16 protein-coding genes are annotated in these 17058 nt (G+C 50.2%); 4 read left to right on the top strand and 12 right to left on the bottom strand.

Annotated features, from left to right (window positions below; all coding sequences use genetic code 11):
- The 4 genes from H6F88_RS07870 to H6F88_RS07855 all read right to left on the bottom strand — a co-directional run bounded on the left by H6F88_RS07870 (window position 1) and on the right by H6F88_RS07855 (window position 5960).
- Entirely contained in the window at window positions 1-1671 is a 1671-nt protein-coding gene (locus H6F88_RS07870; protein ID WP_190642188.1) for a Gldg family protein, read from the bottom strand.
- Between the two features lie 171 nt (window positions 1672-1842).
- Window positions 1843-2640, bottom strand: a complete 798-nt coding sequence (locus H6F88_RS07865; protein ID WP_190642187.1) for an ABC transporter permease — start codon at window positions 2638-2640, stop codon at window positions 1843-1845.
- A complete protein-coding gene (locus tag H6F88_RS07860; RefSeq protein WP_190642186.1) occupies window positions 2641-3690 on the bottom strand; it encodes an ABC transporter ATP-binding protein in 1050 nt (349 codons plus the stop codon).
- 206 nt (window positions 3691-3896) lie between these two features.
- Window positions 3897-5960, bottom strand: a complete 2064-nt coding sequence (locus H6F88_RS07855; protein ID WP_190642185.1) for a S9 family peptidase — start codon at window positions 5958-5960, stop codon at window positions 3897-3899.
- 594 nt (window positions 5961-6554) lie between these two features.
- On the opposite strand from H6F88_RS07855, the gene H6F88_RS07850 reads away from it, so the two are divergent.
- Window positions 6555-7151 (top strand): hypothetical protein, encoded by a 597-nt coding sequence (locus H6F88_RS07850; RefSeq protein ID WP_190642184.1) that lies wholly within the window; start codon window positions 6555-6557, stop codon window positions 7149-7151.
- A gap of 68 nt (window positions 7152-7219) precedes the next feature.
- Here the strand turns inward: H6F88_RS07850 and H6F88_RS34335 are convergent, their stop codons facing one another.
- The 7 genes from H6F88_RS34335 to H6F88_RS07820 form a co-directional block, all read right to left on the bottom strand.
- Window positions 7220-7483: a hypothetical protein gene (locus tag H6F88_RS34335; RefSeq protein WP_347277675.1), complete on the bottom strand. Its 264-nt coding sequence runs from the start codon at window positions 7481-7483 to the stop codon at window positions 7220-7222.
- Window positions 7480-7710, bottom strand: coding sequence for a hypothetical protein (locus H6F88_RS07845; protein WP_190642183.1), 231 nt, complete (start codon window positions 7708-7710; stop codon window positions 7480-7482). The genes H6F88_RS34335 and H6F88_RS07845 overlap by 4 nt, the downstream gene beginning before the upstream one ends.
- A gap of 88 nt (window positions 7711-7798) precedes the next feature.
- A complete protein-coding gene (locus tag H6F88_RS34330; protein ID WP_190642182.1) occupies window positions 7799-8848 on the bottom strand; it encodes a hypothetical protein in 1050 nt (349 codons plus the stop codon).
- Window positions 8836-9804, bottom strand: coding sequence for a GTP-binding protein (locus H6F88_RS07835; RefSeq protein WP_190642181.1), 969 nt, complete (start codon window positions 9802-9804; stop codon window positions 8836-8838). The genes H6F88_RS34330 and H6F88_RS07835 overlap by 13 nt, the downstream gene beginning before the upstream one ends.
- A 43-nt stretch (window positions 9805-9847) precedes the next feature.
- A complete protein-coding gene (locus H6F88_RS07830; RefSeq protein WP_190642180.1) occupies window positions 9848-10354 on the bottom strand; it encodes a DinB family protein in 507 nt (168 codons plus the stop codon).
- A complete protein-coding gene (locus tag H6F88_RS07825) occupies window positions 10351-12333 on the bottom strand; it encodes a WD40 repeat domain-containing serine/threonine-protein kinase (protein WP_190642179.1) in 1983 nt (660 codons plus the stop codon). Before H6F88_RS07825 ends, H6F88_RS07830 begins: the two co-directional genes overlap by 4 nt.
- Window positions 12334-12391: 58 nt before the next feature.
- Entirely contained in the window at window positions 12392-12640 is a 249-nt protein-coding gene (locus tag H6F88_RS07820; protein ID WP_190642178.1) for a Ycf34 family protein, read from the bottom strand.
- Between the two features lie 174 nt (window positions 12641-12814).
- Here H6F88_RS07820 and H6F88_RS07815 point away from each other — a divergent pair, with 174 nt between their 5' ends.
- Together H6F88_RS07815 and H6F88_RS07810 are read left to right on the top strand one after the other, a co-directional pair.
- Window positions 12815-14182, top strand: a complete 1368-nt coding sequence (locus H6F88_RS07815; RefSeq protein ID WP_190642177.1) for a CCA tRNA nucleotidyltransferase — start codon at window positions 12815-12817, stop codon at window positions 14180-14182.
- A gap of 205 nt (window positions 14183-14387) precedes the next feature.
- Window positions 14388-14582, top strand: a complete 195-nt coding sequence (locus tag H6F88_RS07810) for a hypothetical protein (RefSeq protein WP_190642176.1) — start codon at window positions 14388-14390, stop codon at window positions 14580-14582.
- 312 nt (window positions 14583-14894) lie between these two features.
- On the opposite strand, the gene H6F88_RS07805 is transcribed toward H6F88_RS07810, so the two are convergent.
- Window positions 14895-15953, bottom strand: a complete 1059-nt coding sequence (locus H6F88_RS07805) for an FAD-dependent oxidoreductase (protein ID WP_190642175.1) — start codon at window positions 15951-15953, stop codon at window positions 14895-14897.
- Window positions 15954-16171: 218 nt separating this feature from the next.
- Here H6F88_RS07805 and H6F88_RS07800 point away from each other — a divergent pair, with 218 nt between their 5' ends.
- Entirely contained in the window at window positions 16172-17017 is an 846-nt protein-coding gene (locus H6F88_RS07800) for a hypothetical protein (RefSeq protein ID WP_190642174.1), read from the top strand.
- Window positions 17018-17058 lie beyond the last annotated feature (41 nt).

Here is a 17058-nt window from a genome sequence, read left to right as displayed (position 1 = left end):
TTATCGCCGCCGTAGCCAAACTAAAATTGCTGCCCCAAAGCCCAACACAGGCAAAATCACCAGTGCGGTCAGGGCTGAGGTGATCTGCTGTCGAGGTGTCATGATGATGCGGCGATTGGTTGCCTCTTTGGGACGAATGGAAAGCACCTGAGTATCTTGCTGGCTCAGCCAGTTTACCGAGTTGAGAAACACATCGCCATTGAGCTGCTGCTCAAACAGTCCGTCTGTCGCAAAGCTAGAGTTGCCAATCACAACTAGTCTGGTTTCCGATGCGGTTTCATCGTCCTCCGCTTCAGTGGCTTCATCTGCGTCTAGAGATGCTGACGCTTCAGGGGAAGGGGATGGTGTAGGAGACGCTGATGCTTCAGGTGAGGGAGATGGCGCAGGGCTGGGGCTCGCTTCTGCTTGTGGTGCTTCGTCGGGTACAGGACGGCTCAGCGCCACACCCAACGTCAGTGAACCTTGCGGCGGAAGATTGGGGTCAAAGTTTAGCTCACCACTTTCAGGAATAGGCTTTGCCTGGACGCGATCGCCCGTCAGCAGCAGCGGTGAGGCTTCTACTTCTGGGGTTTCAGTTACGCCAATCGGTCGAGCCAACGGATAGAAGGAAATGCCATCGCCAAACTCTTCTGTAATTGGGTGAACACCGTATTGTGTGACGATGGTGACTGCTGCGTTAACTCCGGCTGTCTGTCCGTTGGGGTCAATAATCAGGCGATCGTCCAGGCTGATGCCCCAGTCTTGCAGCAGTGCCCCTAAACCCGGATCGGTGTCGGGGTCGAGCATTAACAGCAGTCCGCTTTTGCGCTGAAGATAGTTTCGCAGGGCGGTGACTTCTGGTGGTAGCAGTGCTCGCTGGGGTCCAGCCAATACTAAAACGGTTGTGTCTTCAGGAATGTCTGGATTTTCAGCTAGGTTCAGCGGTTCGGCAACAAAGTTTTCATCCCCCAGACTGCCCAAAGCTTGAGAGAAGCTACCCTGCCCCGGCTCCAGTGCGCGCTCTCCATGTCCCTGAAGGAAATAAACCTTGGGTTGGCGATCGCTGGCGATTTGCCCAACTGCATTGGTAATTCTGCGTTCTGACAGTGGCTCTTGAGCAATCTGCTGAAGGAATGTCCGGTTTTCGCCTCTTTCCAGATAGACCTCACCCGCCTGCTGTACCCCGAAATCTCGTGCTAGTCCCGGTCGTGCTTGAGGGTCAACATACTCAAAGCTAAACTGATTGCTCTGCCGCTGATAGTTTTCGAGCAGTCTGCGATCGTTTGGGTTTGGCGTAATGGCAAACACCCACACTTTGACGGGCTGTTCCAGGTTTTGCAAAACTTCCTGGGTTTGAGGTGAGAGCGTAAATAGCTGATTTTCCGTCAGGTCAACCTGCTTGGAGTAGCGCACACCCAGGAAGTTAATCAGTCCCAAGATCACCAAAACCGCCAGGGTTGCAGCTAGGGCGTTGGTGCCAGCTTGAGTCGAACGACGATCCAAAAATCCTTTCAGGACAGTGGGTTCAGAAAACAGCCAAATCCCTGAAATGATAACTCCAGCCATAATCAAAGCTAGAGGTAAAGGACCCCAACTTCCAGCAACCACTCCGGCTGAAAGCCCCATGATGATCAGTATTGGACCTAGCCAAAACAGATATTTAATGTATTTCCATTTAATGGCAGTTTTCATGGGAATGAAGGGGATTAGGAGTTAGGAATTGAGGATTAGGAGAATCCAGATTGGATTAGATTGTCCAGCTAGGGGTAGGGGCGTAGCATTCGGGCGGTGACTTGTGGCTCTCCAGAGACTTTCTGCCGAATGCTACGCCCTTACGAGGACAATTTGTTATCTAAACAGTTTCTACGAGCGCTGGAACCGGAAGGTTTCAATCGACTGAGCAGTAAGAAAGATCCCTAGCAGAATATAGCTAGCAAACAGAATCAACCCACTGGTGTTGACAGTGCCCTGAATCAGGTCGGTATAGTGTTTCAGGAGAGAAAGATGTCCTAAGGCTTCTCCTGCCCAACCGCTGAGGCTTCCGGCGATCGACTCAACAATCCACAAAAACAAGATCAGCGTAAAAGTGAGAATTGCAGCCAAAATGGTGCTGTCAGTGAGCGAAGAGACAAACATGCCCAGGGATAACACTCCAGCTGCAAGTAGAATCAAACCTGCGTGACCCAACAGCATGACGGTAGGCTGAACGGGCGGGTCGGCAGCGCTAAGGGCGATCGACTCGTAGACCAGCAGCGGCAGCACCATTGTGATAAAGAAAGTCAGCACGCCCAGCAGTTTACCCAGTGCCACGGCCCAGTTTGTGATCGGGGAAGTAGCAAGCAATTCCAGGGTGCCGCGCTTGCGTTCTTCGGCATACAGCCCCATCGAGAGCATTGGCAGCAAAAACAGGGAGAGTGAACCTAGTACTCCTAAATAAGCATTGAGGAATTCATAGGCAACATCGACTGGTTCGGTTACACCCATCTGATCGCGAAGGGCAATTTGAGCGATTAACCCCTGAGGGCTAAGCATTAATATCGCAAAAAATATACCGCTGAGCAGCCAAAACACCCCTGCGATGATGTAGGCAAAGGGGGAAGCAAAATAGCTTTGCAGCTCTTTACGGTAGATCGCCAAAACGTTTCCTAAGATGACACGCATCTAAGCTGCTTCTCCTTCTGATGAATTTCCTGATGGCTGTGAGGAGCCTGTCACCTCTGATGGGTCTGATTCTGTGAGTTCTGGTTCTGGCAAGCTTGCGTCTGGTGTTTTCTCTTCAGTAGTGAGTTCCAGGAACACATCTTCCAGGCTGACCTGAACCCGTTTCATTTCATAGAGTCCCAGCCCAGTCCCAACGATCGCCGCTGCAACATCTCGCCCCGGATCGGCTTCGGGTGTGGAAGTGATACGAATTTTGTAATGATTTTCGGGCAGCATTTCGGCGGCGATCGCTTCTACAGCCTGCACGCCGGGTAAGGTCTGCAACCGCTGCTGCACTGCCTCAAAATTACCTTCGACCTCTAGCTCATAGCCTGCACCACCCCTGAGTTGTGCAACCAGTTGGTCAGGGGTATTGGTCGCAACGACGCGCCCCTTATTAATGATGGCGACGCGGCTACAGGTCATGCTGACCTCTGGCAAAATGTGGGTCGAGAGGATAATCGTGTGATCTCCTGCCAGGCTTTTGATCAGATTGCGAACATCAATAATTTGGCGGGGGTCAAGCCCGACGGTCGGTTCATCCAAAATGATGGCGGGTGGATCGTGAACGATCGCCTGAGCAATTCCTACCCGTTGCCGAAAGCCCTTGGACAGTTTGCGAATTAAGACGTTGCGCTTTTCCTGGAGGTTGCAGCGAGATAGGGCAGACTGGACTTGGTTGGAGCGATCGCCAGCCGCTACGCCTTTCAGCCGCGCCACAAAATACAAAAAGCCCTCAACGGTCATGTCGGGGTAAAGCGGTGGCGTTTCTGGCAAATAGCCAATTCGCTTGCGGACTGCCATCGAGTCTTCATGCACATCAAACCCGGCAACCTTAGCTGTACCACCCGTTGCAGGCAAATATCCGGTCAAAATTCGCATGGTCGTGGTCTTTCCGGCTCCGTTGGGGCCAAGAAATCCCAAAATTTCCCCTGGCTCTACCGCAAACGTGACATCCTGGATCGCCGGGGTCGAGCCATAGACCTTACTCAAATGCTCAACTTCAATCATTTAACTTTTTACTCCAGGGCGCTTTTCATTTCACCGACCCTAATCTAACCCGCTGCAACTTAGATCAAGTTGATTCAACATCATAGATTACCAGAATCAGTTGTAGCTAAAATGACAAAGATATTGCTGGGATATGAGGAGCTGATCAAGGTTGATTTTTTGCGTACTGAGTACGCAAAAAATCAACCTTGATCAGCTCCTTTCTTCTAAACCATCCCCCATCGATCCAACAAAAACGCATACTCAAAAGCAATTTCCTTGAGTCGCTCGTAGCGTCCGGATGCACCACCATGACCTGCCCCCATGTTCGTCTTGAGCAGCAGGATATTTTTGTCGGTTTTGAGCGATCGCAACTTTGCCGTCCACTTAGCGGGTTCCCAGTACTGCACGCGGGAGTCATTTAAGCCAGCAGTAATTAGCAAATGCGGATAGTCCTTTGCCTCGACGTTGTCATAAGGCGAATAGGATTTCATGTAGTCGTAGTAGGCTTTGTCGTTGGGGTTGCCCCACTCTTCCCATTCCAACGCCGAGAGCGGCAGCGATGTATCCAAAATAGTGGTAACCACATCCACAAAAGGAACGTGAGCCACCACGATATTAAACAGTTCAGGGCGAGCGTTAATTACGGACCCCATTAGTAAACCGCCCGCACTGCCGCCGGAGATAGCGAGGCGATCGCTCGATGTCCAGCCTTCTGCAATCACGTGTTCGGCACAGGCAATGAAGTCAGTGAAAGTATTCTTCTTTTTCAGAAACTTGCCGTCTTCGTACCACTTGCGTCCCATTTCAGCACCGCCGCGAATGTGGGCGATCGCCATCACCACGCCCCGATTCAACAGCGATAGTCGGCTAGACGAAAACGACACCGGGTAGCTAAAGCCATAGGAGCCGTAGCCCGTCAGCAGGAATGGGTTTGCGCCATTCTTCTCAATCCCTTTTTTGCAAACAATCGAGATTGGAACTTGAGTGCCATCCGCAGCAGTTGCAGTGATGCGTTCGCTCACATACTGAGTTTTGTCATAGCCACCCAAAACGGGAGTTTCCTTCTTTAGCTCCCGTTCTCGTGTTTCCATGTTGTAGTCATAGACCGAATTAGGAGTCACCAGAGAGGTGTAGCTAAATCGCAGAATTGTCGTGTTAAATTCTGGGTTGCCGCCAGGGGAAACGTCGTAGGTCGGCTCTGGGAATTCAATATCATGTTCATCACCCGTGGAAAGCTGACGAACGCGAATTGTCGGTAAGCCTGCCGCTTGCTCATAAATCACCAGATGATCCGCAAAGGCACTCACACCAGATATCATCACGTCTTCGCGATGGGGAATCACCGTCTGCCAATTTTCCTTCGCGGGTGCATCTACCGGAGCTTTCATCAGCTTGAAGTTGATCGCATTGTCGTTAGTGACAATGTAAAAAGAGTCGTTGTGATGTTCAATGCCGTACTCCATGCCGGGCGATCGCGGATGAATCAACCGAAACTCATCCGTCGGATTGTTAGCTTCCAGGTAATGCACTTCTGAAGTGATTTTGCTCTCCAGATGCAGCAAAATGTAAGCTTCGCTGCGGGTCTTACCGACCCCCAGAAAGTACGAATCGTCGGCTTCGTGGTGGATCAGCGCATCCTCCGCCGTGTTGTTGCCCACCTCATGTCGAAACAGCTTAAACGGACGATTGGTCGCGTCTACTTGCGTATAAAATACGGTCTTGCTGTCATTCGCCCAGGCAAAAGCAGGCGAAGTTTCGGTAATGCCTTCTGGGAACAACTGGCGAGTTTCCAGATCCATGAAAAATAGCGTGTAGCGTTCTGACCCACTGGTATCGACGGAATAGGCTAGTAGCTGATGGTCAGGGCTAACCTGCAATAAACCAAGCTGAAAAAACTCATGCTCTGCGGCAAGTTGGTTTTGGTCAAGCAGCACTTCTTCGGGTGCGTCGAGGCTACCTCGTTTGCGGCAGTAAATCGAGTAAGCTTTGCCTTCTTCAGTGCGCGAATAGTAGTAGAAATCGCCTTTGCGATAAGGCACTGATAGGTCGGTTTCTTGAATTCGAGCCAGCATTTCCTGGTACAGCATGGTTTGCAGTTCTTCCGTGTGCTGCATCACGGATTGGGTGTAGGCATTTTCTGCTTCTAGGTAAGCAATTACTTTGGGATCTTGGCGATCGCGCATCCAAAAATAATCGTCATGCCGTTGATCCCCATGCAGATCATGCACATAAGGCTGCTTTTCTGCTGCGGGAGGAAATGTTTTCTCTAAGGAAATTGCTCGATTCATGTTAGGTAGAAACCTCCTGTGCAGTTGCCGTAAATGAACTCTAATCGATTAGCTGTATGAATAGCCTGAATCGCTTCTTAAATTATGGCGATCTCAAGTTTGCCTTAATTGGAAAGGAATAGGAGTTGTGAGTTTTAGGAAAGAAGAGCGATTACCTCAAAAGGGGAACTGCTTCGCACCGCCAGACGCAAAAAAACAGCCTCGCCCTAACGGATCGAGGAGGCAAACAAATTCTATAGATGCAACACCCTGCCTGCCCTATCTGAGGAATAGTTAAAGTACTTTAAGAGTTGTAAAGACTGCTCCCATTCCTCAGTGTTTTCTTCCCGCAAAACTGCGAAGACCGTTTGAAAACTCTAACAATAATTTTACGGCTGTACGCCATTCGCTAGGCGAAGTTCAGGGTAATTTCTTGCCCAAAATAGAAATTGCATTGCATTTTTCCTGAACCGGCAGGTTTTGCCTGCTAGAGTAATCTGAGCATAGACTCTAAAATATTTAGCATCTGAATAACACGTACAGATTTCTTGAAATCTGTCGTGTAGCGGCTGCCGCAAGATTTACAGTTAAACGACCCTTTTCAAAGATTGAGTTATGAAAAGTAAGATTGCCCTCAGTCTAGTATCCCTTCCCAGTTTGACTGGGGCGATGCTGTCTTTGCTAGTAGTAACGAATTCGGCTCATGCAGGTGTACCTGTTGCTGCTGAGTCGGTTGAGCCTGTGACGTGCCGCCCCTCCCAACTGCAGCCTAATCAGTTTAGCTGCACACGGGTAGCTCCAGCGCAACACGTTGCTAGCCTTGCGGCTCGTGTCAATATTCCGGTTGTTGGTCCAGCGCAAACTGGCGATTCGGTTCAGGCTGCGGCTCCAATCGCTCCAACGTTTACTAATGCCTCAGTTAGCGACGACTCCAGAGTTTACGAGAATCCAAATGCTGAATATCCCATGCTGGCATTTAGCGAGGCAGAAAGCGATGCAGCCGTTGCTCTGTTCGGTTGTGACTGCCCCGCCTGCATGAACTCTCTGCGACAATTGCGAAACCTGGCTCCCGTCACAACCGATGGTCGCGATGCATGCTGGACAGTCGTTCAGCGTCAGTTTCGCCGCGATCCGGCGGAGGTGATCGAGGCACTCTCGGCTGCTGAAAGCAATCAGACGGACTTCTACTTTGAGCTAGAAGCGGTGAACTAGAGACAAGATAAGGACAGAAAGTCTGTTAGCCAGGAACTGGACAGGTTAAGGGGTTGAGCCAGCGGAAGCTACGAGAAGAAACGCTCATAGTTGTCATGGCTACCGATCCAGAACCAAGTCACGGTGTCACCTTCTAAGATTCCAAGTGCCCGATAGCTCCGCGTCACTCTGACAGACCAAATCCCTTCTTCGGCGTTAATGCATTTGAAATGCAAGGACGGGTGAAAGGGATTTTCTGCCCACAATCGATACGCTTTCCTTGCACTTTGTCTTGTTTCATAACCTAGTTGCTGGTATCCACTCCAAAATGAGGGTAGAACTGCGGACTTCATAGCTTGTCGTAGTTCATAGGGACTGCTTGTCCCTCAGCGATCGCTCGTTTAGCTTGCTGCGCCGCAGCAACAAGTTTTGGCTGTGTTCTCTGGAATATCTCGTTCCATGCGATTTCATCTTGTAGGTCGTCGATGTACTCTCGTAGATGCTCTGCAACTTGCTCTTGTAGTTGAGTCGGCAACGACTCCAGCATTTTGACAACTGTAGTGACTGCTGTGGAAGACATAGTAATAGCTCTTATACAATGCTCTGCCCTTAAACTAGCACCTTGGACTAGAGGTAGTGAACTAACCAAATCCTTCTGCTTAGCCAAGTTACGACCAGATCAGCAGTTCGCCGTTTTGTCCTCCGGCGGCTAGTTTTTGACCGCTGGGTTGCCATGCCAGACAAGAGAATCCCTGAGGTGCTCCTTCTAGGATTTGGACAACTTTTGAGGCTTGTTGCCATAACCCGATCCAACCGTCGTTAGCAGCAGATGTCAGTAGTGCGGTGCCCGGTTGAAAGGCGATCGCCTGCACCGTTCCCTCATGCAAATTCAGTACATTTGCGCCCCAGCCAACTGACTCATCGGGATGTTTTGCCCAGACGATTAGTCCTTCTTGACTGCTGGTCACCAACAGTGGTGCACCTGTTTTAGTTAACAGGTCTGACCAGGCAAGCTGCCGCACTTTACCCGGAAAGCCCTGCATCTGCCAGGGATAGGGATTGCCCCATTGCCAGACCAGCAATGTTCGATCCATGTTGCCGGATGCTAGATATTCTCCGTTAGGCGACCAAGCGATCGCCACGCTTGCGGCTATCAGTTCCCAGGTAGTTGGGTCGCTGTGCCAAGCTTCACGGTTCCAGGTCTTGACAGCTCGATGTCCTGCCGCTGCCAAAAATTCACCCTGGGGATGCCACACTAGATCCAAAACAGACGATGCCTCAAAGTTTAAGGTAGCCGTAACTTTGCCAGCTTCCACATCCCAAATTTGGACATCGCGTCCTAGACTGAACGCTAGCTCGTTGTGTTTAGGATTCCAGGCGAGGTGATCGATCCAAACCGGGGGGTTTTCAATCGTCGTGATTAATGTGAAATCTCCAGCTTCAATCTGCCAGATTTTGACCCATCCCTCTTGCCCGCCTGTTGCTAAAAATCGACCGTCTGAAGAGAAACCCAGGCAGTTGAGCGATCGCCCATTGCCCGTTTGTATAGACCGGAGCGATCGCGTCTCAATATCTACGATTACAACCTCTCCAGCAGCAGAACTAGCGGCAAGAATTTGACCGTTGGGCGACCAGGCGATCGCTGTCACGTAGTCATTTAGATTGCCTTGCCAGAACGGTTCTACAAGCTGACGATTAGCTGCACCTACATTAGACACGCCCGGAAATCCTCTCTCAGTTTGGTTTCGTCCAGGTTGCGACCGATGAAAACTAGTTCATTCTTGCGAAGTTCATCGGGCTTCCAGAGGCGATCGGGTCTGCCGTCAAAAATCATGTGTACGCCTTGAAATACAAACCGCTGGTCAGAACCCGCCAGATTCAAAATTCCCTTCATCCGAAAAATATCAGGACCCTGGGTTTGCAGCAATTGGCTGATCCAGGCTTGCAGCTTTTCGCCGTTAATTGCACCCGACTCAACCAGCGCGATCGAAGTAATCGTTTCGTCGTGCTCGTGGGCATCTTCATTGAGAAACTGCGGATCAATTTCTAGTGCCCGCTGAAGGTCAAATGCACCTACACCTAAGACGGAATCCATTTCAACCGAGCAGTTTTGGGTGTGATAGATTTTGGCGATCGCATTCATTCCCCGAATTCGCTGCTCCAACTCCTGCAGTTGGGCTGGCTCAACCAGATCAGTTTTGTTGAGCAAAATCACATCGGCAAAGGCAATTTGCTCTTGTGCTTCGCTGCTGTCCCAATGCTCCCAAATGTGCTTAGTGTCAACTACCGTCACAACAGCATCTAACTGCATTTGAGAATTGACATCTTCGTCTACGAAAAAGGTTTGAATCACGGGAGCGGGATCAGCTAATCCAGTCGTTTCAATCACCAGATGATCAAACTTGTCGCGTCGCCGCATTAAATTGCCGATGATGCGAATCAGATCGCCTCTCACCGTGCAGCAGATGCAGCCGTTGTTCATCTCAAAGATTTCTTCATCGGCATCGATTACTAACTGGTTATCAATGCCCACTTCGCCAAACTCATTCACGATTACTGCCACTTTTTTGCCGTGTTCGTGAGTCAGAATGCGGTTTAGCAGCGTTGTTTTTCCTGCTCCCAGGTATCCTGTCAACACAGTTACGGGAACGGCTTCGATGGAGGAGTTGCCCATAGCTCAAACCTTTTTGTTAATCAAAAATGATAATTGTTGTCGCTCACTGCAAACTTAGTTCAGGCAACCAGGGTAAATCCGTTACGTCCGGATCGTGCCCTATTTGAGAGAGCAAAGTTGTGAGTTGACCGCGATGGTGCGTTTGATGGTTGAACAGGTGCGTTACCAGGGTCCAGGTCGGCAAAGTTCGGGTTCTGCCGTCTACGTTGCTGGTGTATTCAAAGGGTTGGGCAAGCCATTCGGCTGAAAGTGTTTTAGCCCATGCCAAAATTTCCTGGTCAACCTGCTCGCGTTCCTGGCGGAGTTGCTCAAAATCAGAATACAGTTCCCCTCCAATCCTTCGGGATGAAAAGGGTTTTCCGGTAAATCGCTCCATCCAGGTGCGATCGCCATCCAGCAAATGATTTAACGTACCGTGAATTGACTTGAAGAAAGCACCCCGATCCTGCTTCCGCTCCTCATCAGGAATCTCCGCGCAAATCGCGTAGAGCTTCTGATTCATCCAGTGGTTATATTGGGACATGAGTTGGCAGTAGGACGGGTCGATCATTCAGCCTGCCTCCAAATCTTAATCGTCTCATCCGAACTGCCGCTGACCAAGAATTCTCCATCTGGGCTAAAGGCAAGGGCGTTAACTCCCCAAGCGTGGCGGAGAGTGGAAAGGCGATCGCCCGTTTCTGCGTCCCACAGGTGAATTGTGCGGTCTTCACTGCCACTGGCAAAAAGCTGTCCATTGGGATGAAAGGTGAGGCAGTTGACCGAGTCAGTGTGGGCTGCAAGGGTGCGAAAGGGTTCTTCTGGATTTAAGTCCCAAATTTTGATATTGCGATCGCTGCTGCCGCTGACCATCGTGCGCCAACCCGAACAAATAGCGATCGCATTCACCCGATCGCTGTGTGCGAGTAGGGTATTGTTGAGCTGATCGTGCTGCAAATCCCACAGGCGAATTGTTTTGTCGTAGCTGCTGCTGACAAGGGTTTGCCCATCGGGACTGATCACAAGGGAAGTGATGCGATCGCGATGTTTGTCTAGCGTGGCAATGAGTTCCTGGTCGGGCAGGTGCCATAGATGAATTTTGCCATCTCCGCTGCCGCTGGCGAGAAACTGTCCGTCTGGTGTAAGGGTGATCGCTCCCACAATCCAGCTTGGGCTGTCGAGAGTAACGCTAGCTCGTCTATCACGCAAATTCCACAAAATTAGGCTGCTGTCGTCGCTGCCGCTGATCAGGGTTTGTCCATCAAGGCTGAAAACTAGGCTGTTGATGCGGTCGGTGTGTCCGGTGCGAAACCAGAGCGATCGCCCCAGGGTTTGCTCTAACTCTCCAGTGAACAAATTCCACAGCCGAATTGTTTTGTCAGTGCTGCTGCTAGCAAGGGTCTGCCCATCGGAACTGATGGCGATCGCCGTCACGCCCCCCGGAAACCCTAACAGCGTTTGCACGCATTGCCAGTTAGCAAACTGGCGATTGGTCGTTTGACTATTTTGAGTAGATTGTCTGCTGCGAGGTTGCCTGCCAGGTTCACCCAATTCTTGCCCTAGCTCAATTGATAGCGGAGGACGTGCCCAGGCTAAGGACGATTCAGTTACTTTATTTGGAGCCTGATTTGGAACTTGCTTCACGGCAGCTATTGAGCGACCCATCTTCACAGCACCTAGCTTTGCGCTTAAATCTTGCAACACTTCTGTAGAGGTCTGATAGCGCTGACTGGTTGCCCGCTGCAACAATTTATCTAAAACCCGCTCCAACTCCGCACTGACAGGCTCTACCAAATACTGATGCCAGATCCAGTCATCTTCACTGACCGAATACAGGTCGAAAGGATGCATTGCTGTCAGCAAATGCACACAGGTAACCCCCAAACTATAAAGATCGCTGGCAAATTCTGCCCTACCGATCGCCTGCTCTGGCGCAACAAAGCCTGCACTGCCGATCACGGTTCCAGTTCGGCTCAGAGCGGTCCCGGTCGCGTACTTTGAAGCTCCGAAATCTACCAAGGCAAGGCGATCGCCCGTTTTAGGACGAATGATATTCTCAGGCTTAATGTCGCGGTGAATCACCTGGTAGCTGTGAATAAAGCGCAGGACGGGCAGCAAATCATCTAGCAGTTCGCGAATTTCGGTTTCGCTAAATGGACCTTCCTCTGCCAGCACTTCAGCCAGATTTTGCCCGTCAATGAATTCTTGCACCAGGTATTGGCCGTCTGATTGCTCGAAATGCGCCAATAGCCTGGGAATTTGAGGGTGTCGCCCTAATTCTGCCAGTCGCTCTGCTTCCTGACGAAAAAGCTCTGCCGCTTTCTGCAAATTCCTACCTGCGTTAGTTGGTAAAAACTGCTTAATCACACAGCAAGGCTGATTTGGAACTGACTCATCAATAGCCAGAAACGTTCTACCAAAGCCACCCTGTCCAATTAGCCGAATCGCCCGATAGCGTTCTGCTAGTCGCAACCTCGACCCACAAGTTTGACAGAAATTAGCACTATCAGGATTTTTAGGCTGCTGACAAACTGAGTTAAGGCAATGGCTCATACGCTTTATAGACAGGCAGTAGTTCTATGGTAAGCCTGCCTTGGCGGATCGCTCCTGCTCAAGTTGGCACTAGTTCGCCTGGGCGTAGCCTTGCCCACTTGCCTGCTTCTTCCTTAAAACTGAGGCAACCTACGACATCCCATTCCATTTCAATCTCATCGCCGTGATTGCGAATGTTGACGTTGATGGTGGGTTCTGTTGCCTCAAATGTAGGAAATTCCGTCAGATGGGGTTGCTGATGCTGCCCTTCGACCGCATGGTAAGTTGTGCAGCGATCGACGTAGTGGCAGTTTACGCAAATACACATCTTAGTTTCCTCCGTGCAATCCGCGAGTAAGCGATATTTGATGTTGGCTAGCGAAGCCAGTCAGCATTAAACAAATACCTTTTGCAAAAGACTATAGCGATGTCTAGCCTCTTTTCTGCTACTCTAGCTCAAGTTTTGCCAAACCCATCACCGACCATCGAGTGATGTTGCAAAATGAAAGACAAGCGCCCAAGTTATTTTTTTGCCTGGATTAGGCTGTTGAACTGTACAAATTTGCACTTAGATTGTGACCCACCGCAGGAATGTCCTGCTGCTGCGTCGGTTTTGTTTCCCCAGACCTGGCCCTTTGGGCGGGAGTGGTTACCCAGGGCAACCTATTTAGTGGGGGGAAATGTTCGAGATGCCCTGCTCGGACGAAACGCCGAGTATTTAGATTTAGATTTTGTACTGCCAGAAAGGGCAGTCGAAACGGCACGGGCGATCGCCAACCACTATAAGGCTGGGTTTGTCTTGCTTGATGCAGAACGCCAAATTGCGCGGGTCGTATTTGACATGGCGACGGTCGACTTTGCTCAGCAGGTCGGTCACAGCTTAGAAACTGACCTGCAACGGCGCGACTTTACAGTAAATGCGATCGCCTACCATCCGCACACCGAGGAACTGCTTGACCCGCTGCAAGGCTACGGTGACTTGCAGCAGCGACTCATTCGCATGATCGCTCCCGAAAATTTAAAGGAAGATCCACTGAGACTGCTGCGGGCTTACCGTCAGGCGGCTCAACTTGATTTTACGCTAGAGCCAGAAACCCAAACGACGATTCAAAAGCTAGCAGGATTGCTAGAGGAAATTGCCGCAGAAAGAGTCCAGGCAGAACTGAGCTATCTGTTAAGCACACCTAAGGGGACGCCGTTTTTGAAGATGGCGTGGCAGGACGGTTTACTGCAATATTGGCTGCCTCATGCGACTGTAAAAGGGTTAACGCAAATTGAGAAAATTGATCAGGCGGCGATCGCCCTCAGCAATGCCTGTCCGCCTCTAGGTTTAGAGCTATTGGGTTGGGTTCGCGACCAGCAAAAATTTTCTGGCGCAGGACGGAGTTGGCTCAAGGTGGCAAAGCTGACTCGCCTAATTGGGACGCTAGAAACTGCTGAGTCAGAACTGTGGCGCTTAAAATACAGCCGCACGGAAGTCCAGGCAGTTTTGATGGCACTTAAATTTTTGCCCCAGATGCCATCTCTGGTTTTGCCCACGACATCTTTGCGAGAACAGTATTTTTTCTTTCAGCAAGTTGGAGCAATCTTTCCGGCGCTGGTGGTGTTAGCTGTTGCAATGGATATCTCAATCGAGGCGATCGCTCCTTTGATTGAGCGATTTCTTGATCCCCGTGATCCCGTTGCCCATCCCACTCCACTGCTCACGGGTCGCGACTTGATGTCCAAGTTGAAATTGCCTCCTGGGCCGCAAATTGGTCAACTTCTAGAAGCACTTCAAATTGCTCAAGCGGAAGGCAAAATTTCTACACCAGAAGAGGCATTGCAATTTGCCCAGGTGTTAGCCGATGCTGCTAAGCTTCAGCCCTAAACGCTCAAGCAAAATTATTAGTGTCCTGAGATTGTGTTAGAGTTAACTTCTTGCAAACCGTTTGGGGTGAAATTCCTCAAATAGTTGATCACTTTCTCGAAATCAGCCACCGGTTGGTATGGCTGATAATCTTGTGTGAGTTCCCTACTTCGGGAGGTTCAGCTAATGGTTTTACTATTTGTTCATTGCTCTAAAGAGGTCAAGAATGGCTAAGCGCCGTAACCAAAAGAAAGAAAAAGCGCTTCGTAATCAGGCATACGCTCGCAAATTCCGTAAGCGTACCAACACGGGTCGGTTTGGTAGAAGACGGTATGGTGGTGGCAACATGGCTCAAGATTCAGATGAGTCTGAGCAAGATTCCAGCAGAGACAACAGTGAAGGGGCTGCGGATAGTCTCTAACGCTGTAGCAAAGTTTTTAGCAGATAGCCCCTGGATTAGAGTGCAGCAGTTTGCCCAAGTGCAACGTCCTTACTCTTTTTGGGCAACAAACTAAACTTTTCAAACCTCTTCTTAACAAAAGCCTGAATTTTTGGCGAAAGTTCAACTTTCGCCAAAAATTCAGGCTTTTGCTTTGTTTAGTACTGCATGAAGCGGGGTAGGTACCTTCTCCTCTTTGCTTAAGCAGTCTCCACTTGTATAAACCACTAATCCCTGTAGGGGCAGTTCGCGAACTGCCCCTACACTACGGCTTATATCCTAAGCAGCAACGCCCTATAGAAGCAGATTGATGGGCGGCATGGATCGCTGCTCTAGCTGCTGGTTGATGGTGATCGCTGCCTCCCTACCCGAACGGAGGGCATTTTCAGTTTGCCTGCCGCCACACCAATCACCACTACACACGAGGGGTAACGGTGCATTGGTTTCCAAATATTGGTCAGCTAAAGGCTGACTGGCAAAAGCATAGCGCCACCGATGCACCTGCAAGGTTTCCGGCGTATTCAGCCAGGGCAATCCCAGTTTTGCTGCTTGCTCCAGCAAATGCTGTCCTGCTAGCTGTAAGTCCGTGGTGTCTAGATAACGTTGAGCAAATTCAGGGCTGCTCTGCGCGACTATGACGGGTTGGCGATCGCCAGGGCGTTTGCTGCTCTCTATGCTCAGCCAGGTTAAGTCTGAATCTTTAGGGAAAGTAATTGCTTCTGCAAGGTTTGCAAGGTCTTGCTGATGACCGGTAGGGTAGGTGGCGATCGCACTCAAGCAAGGCTCAAACTCAACCGAACGCAGCTTCTTTAAGAAATTAGTAGGTACTACTGAACTCAGGGGTTCGATCAACGCCAACGCCTGTGGTGCAGGGATCGCCACAACCAGGGCTTTGGCTCGAAAGTTAGGGATCGATTCACCCGCCGTCGGTTCTAGCTGAAGTTCCCACTGATCAGTAGCAGGAGCGATCGCTATGACCCGTTGCCCTCGCCAAATTTCTAAATCTGTCGCCAAAAACTTGGCTACAGACGTGATCCCCGCCGATGCTGCATATCGCAAGGAAGGGGATGTCGGATGTAAAGTCTCAGCTTCTAACTGATAAGGGGTTTTGAGCCAGGGATGTAGAATTTGGCGATCGCTCAAAATCTGGATCAACTGCTGCGACAGTTCACCCTGGTCTTCTAAATACCGGACTCCGTGATCAGCACAGGTGTCCTGCAATCGTCGTGTTGCAACCCGTCCACCCAAGCCACGCGATTTTTCGATGACGACAACCTGATATCCCACTTGCTGGAGCTGTCGGGCGCAAATTAACCCTGCCAGTCCTGCCCCAATTACCGCTATGTCAACCATGAGCAATCCTGTTATGCCTGCAATTCAGTAGAATATGGGACAAGCAGGAAAATTGCGGGAAGAATTTGAGCAGGAAAAGCTCTACTGACGCTTTACTTACAATTAGGCTGGCAAACAATTAGGCTTGCAATAGTTAGGTTCGCAATAGGACGTAGAAGTTGTAAGCCGCAAAGAATCTTCCAAACATCTAGGCTTCGCACAAAGGGGAGGAATTTAAGGTGGATGAACTGAGAGCAGGGTTAGAGTTGGCAACAGAAGAAGAACTGCAAGTCTTAACTGAAATTCTGTTTCGCCGCAAGTTTAATCCACTCGATTACGTTTACACACCTGATCCGCTAGATGTGCAAAGCTGCGATCGCCAGATTTGGTTGGATGCATTAGAAGACAGATTCCGCTTTCTAGCTGCCGATGGCATGACTGTTTTGCGAGGTCAGACCAATCAAGTTAACTATCGACAGGTGCTCATTCAAGTCTGCCGCTACCTCAAAATTCCTTATGGGGAAAACTTTTCCACGATGGATTTGGAGGCAGAACTGTTTCTAGACCTGCTCAACCGAGCTTGGAAAAAACTGCCTGCTGCTGAGCAAAGGGTTCTGAGTGGGAAGATTCAGCGATCGCTCTCTCAATCGCAGCTTGCCAAACAACTTCCGGCTCCGATGCAGCAAGACCCGCTGGGTCTGTTGCTAAAAGGTGGTGGAGCACTTGCTGTTAGTTCAGTGATTCGTCCCTGGCTACTCCAGCATGTCGCTCGTCAGTTCGCACTTCATGCTGCAACCTATCATGTGGCAAAGCAGGCAATCGTCAAGGGCGGTGCAACGGTAGCTGCTCAAATTCAAAGTCAGGCTGCACTTCAGACGGCCTATCGAGGCATGGCTTTAAGTGCCGCCCGATACGGAACTGTTCGCAGCATTTTTGCACTCTTGGGACCAGCCATGTGGGCCTGGTTTTTTGCTGACTTGGGCTGGCGGACGATCGCCACTAACTACGGTCGTGTGATTCCAGTTGTTTTCACCCTGGCGCAAATTCGCCTGACCCGAACTGAGTGTTTTGAAATCGTGTTCTAAGGGTAGGGTTTAGAGCTTAAAAATTTTTGTTTAGGATATGC

Origin of the sequence: Oculatella sp. FACHB-28, from assembly GCF_014696015.1 — a bacterium.
Taxonomy (GTDB): domain Bacteria; phylum Cyanobacteriota; class Cyanobacteriia; order Elainellales; family Elainellaceae; genus JAAUTN01.
This window is presented reverse-complemented; position numbering and strand designations above follow the sequence as displayed.

Bases quoted from the DNA above. Each gene is read 5' to 3' on its own strand.
- H6F88_RS07865 (WP_190642187.1), bottom strand. From the start codon at position 2,640: ATGCGTGTCATCTTAGGAAACGTTTTGGCGATCTACCGTAAAGAGCTG.
- H6F88_RS07825 (WP_190642179.1), bottom strand. From the start codon at position 12,333: ATGAGCCATTGCCTTAACTCAGTTTGTCAGCAGCCTAAAAATCCTGAT.
- H6F88_RS07805 (WP_190642175.1), bottom strand. From the start codon at position 15,953: ATGGTTGACATAGCGGTAATTGGGGCAGGACTGGCAGGGTTAATTTGC.
- H6F88_RS07850 (WP_190642184.1), top strand. From the start codon at position 6,555: ATGAAAAGTAAGATTGCCCTCAGTCTAGTATCCCTTCCCAGTTTGACT.
- H6F88_RS07845 (WP_190642183.1), bottom strand. From the start codon at position 7,710: ATGTCTTCCACAGCAGTCACTACAGTTGTCAAAATGCTGGAGTCGTTG.
- H6F88_RS34335 (WP_347277675.1), bottom strand. From the start codon at position 7,483: ATGAAGTCCGCAGTTCTACCCTCATTTTGGAGTGGATACCAGCAACTA.
- H6F88_RS07820 (WP_190642178.1), bottom strand. From the start codon at position 12,640: ATGTGTATTTGCGTAAACTGCCACTACGTCGATCGCTGCACAACTTAC.
- H6F88_RS07860 (WP_190642186.1), bottom strand. From the start codon at position 3,690: ATGATTGAAGTTGAGCATTTGAGTAAGGTCTATGGCTCGACCCCGGCG.
- H6F88_RS07835 (WP_190642181.1), bottom strand. From the start codon at position 9,804: ATGGGCAACTCCTCCATCGAAGCCGTTCCCGTAACTGTGTTGACAGGA.
- H6F88_RS07815 (WP_190642177.1), top strand. From the start codon at position 12,815: ATGAAAGACAAGCGCCCAAGTTATTTTTTTGCCTGGATTAGGCTGTTG.
- H6F88_RS07830 (WP_190642180.1), bottom strand. From the start codon at position 10,354: ATGATCGACCCGTCCTACTGCCAACTCATGTCCCAATATAACCACTGG.
- H6F88_RS07855 (WP_190642185.1), bottom strand. From the start codon at position 5,960: ATGAATCGAGCAATTTCCTTAGAGAAAACATTTCCTCCCGCAGCAGAA.
- H6F88_RS07810 (WP_190642176.1), top strand. From the start codon at position 14,388: ATGGCTAAGCGCCGTAACCAAAAGAAAGAAAAAGCGCTTCGTAATCAG.
- H6F88_RS07870 (WP_190642188.1), bottom strand. From the start codon at position 1,671: ATGAAAACTGCCATTAAATGGAAATACATTAAATATCTGTTTTGGCTA.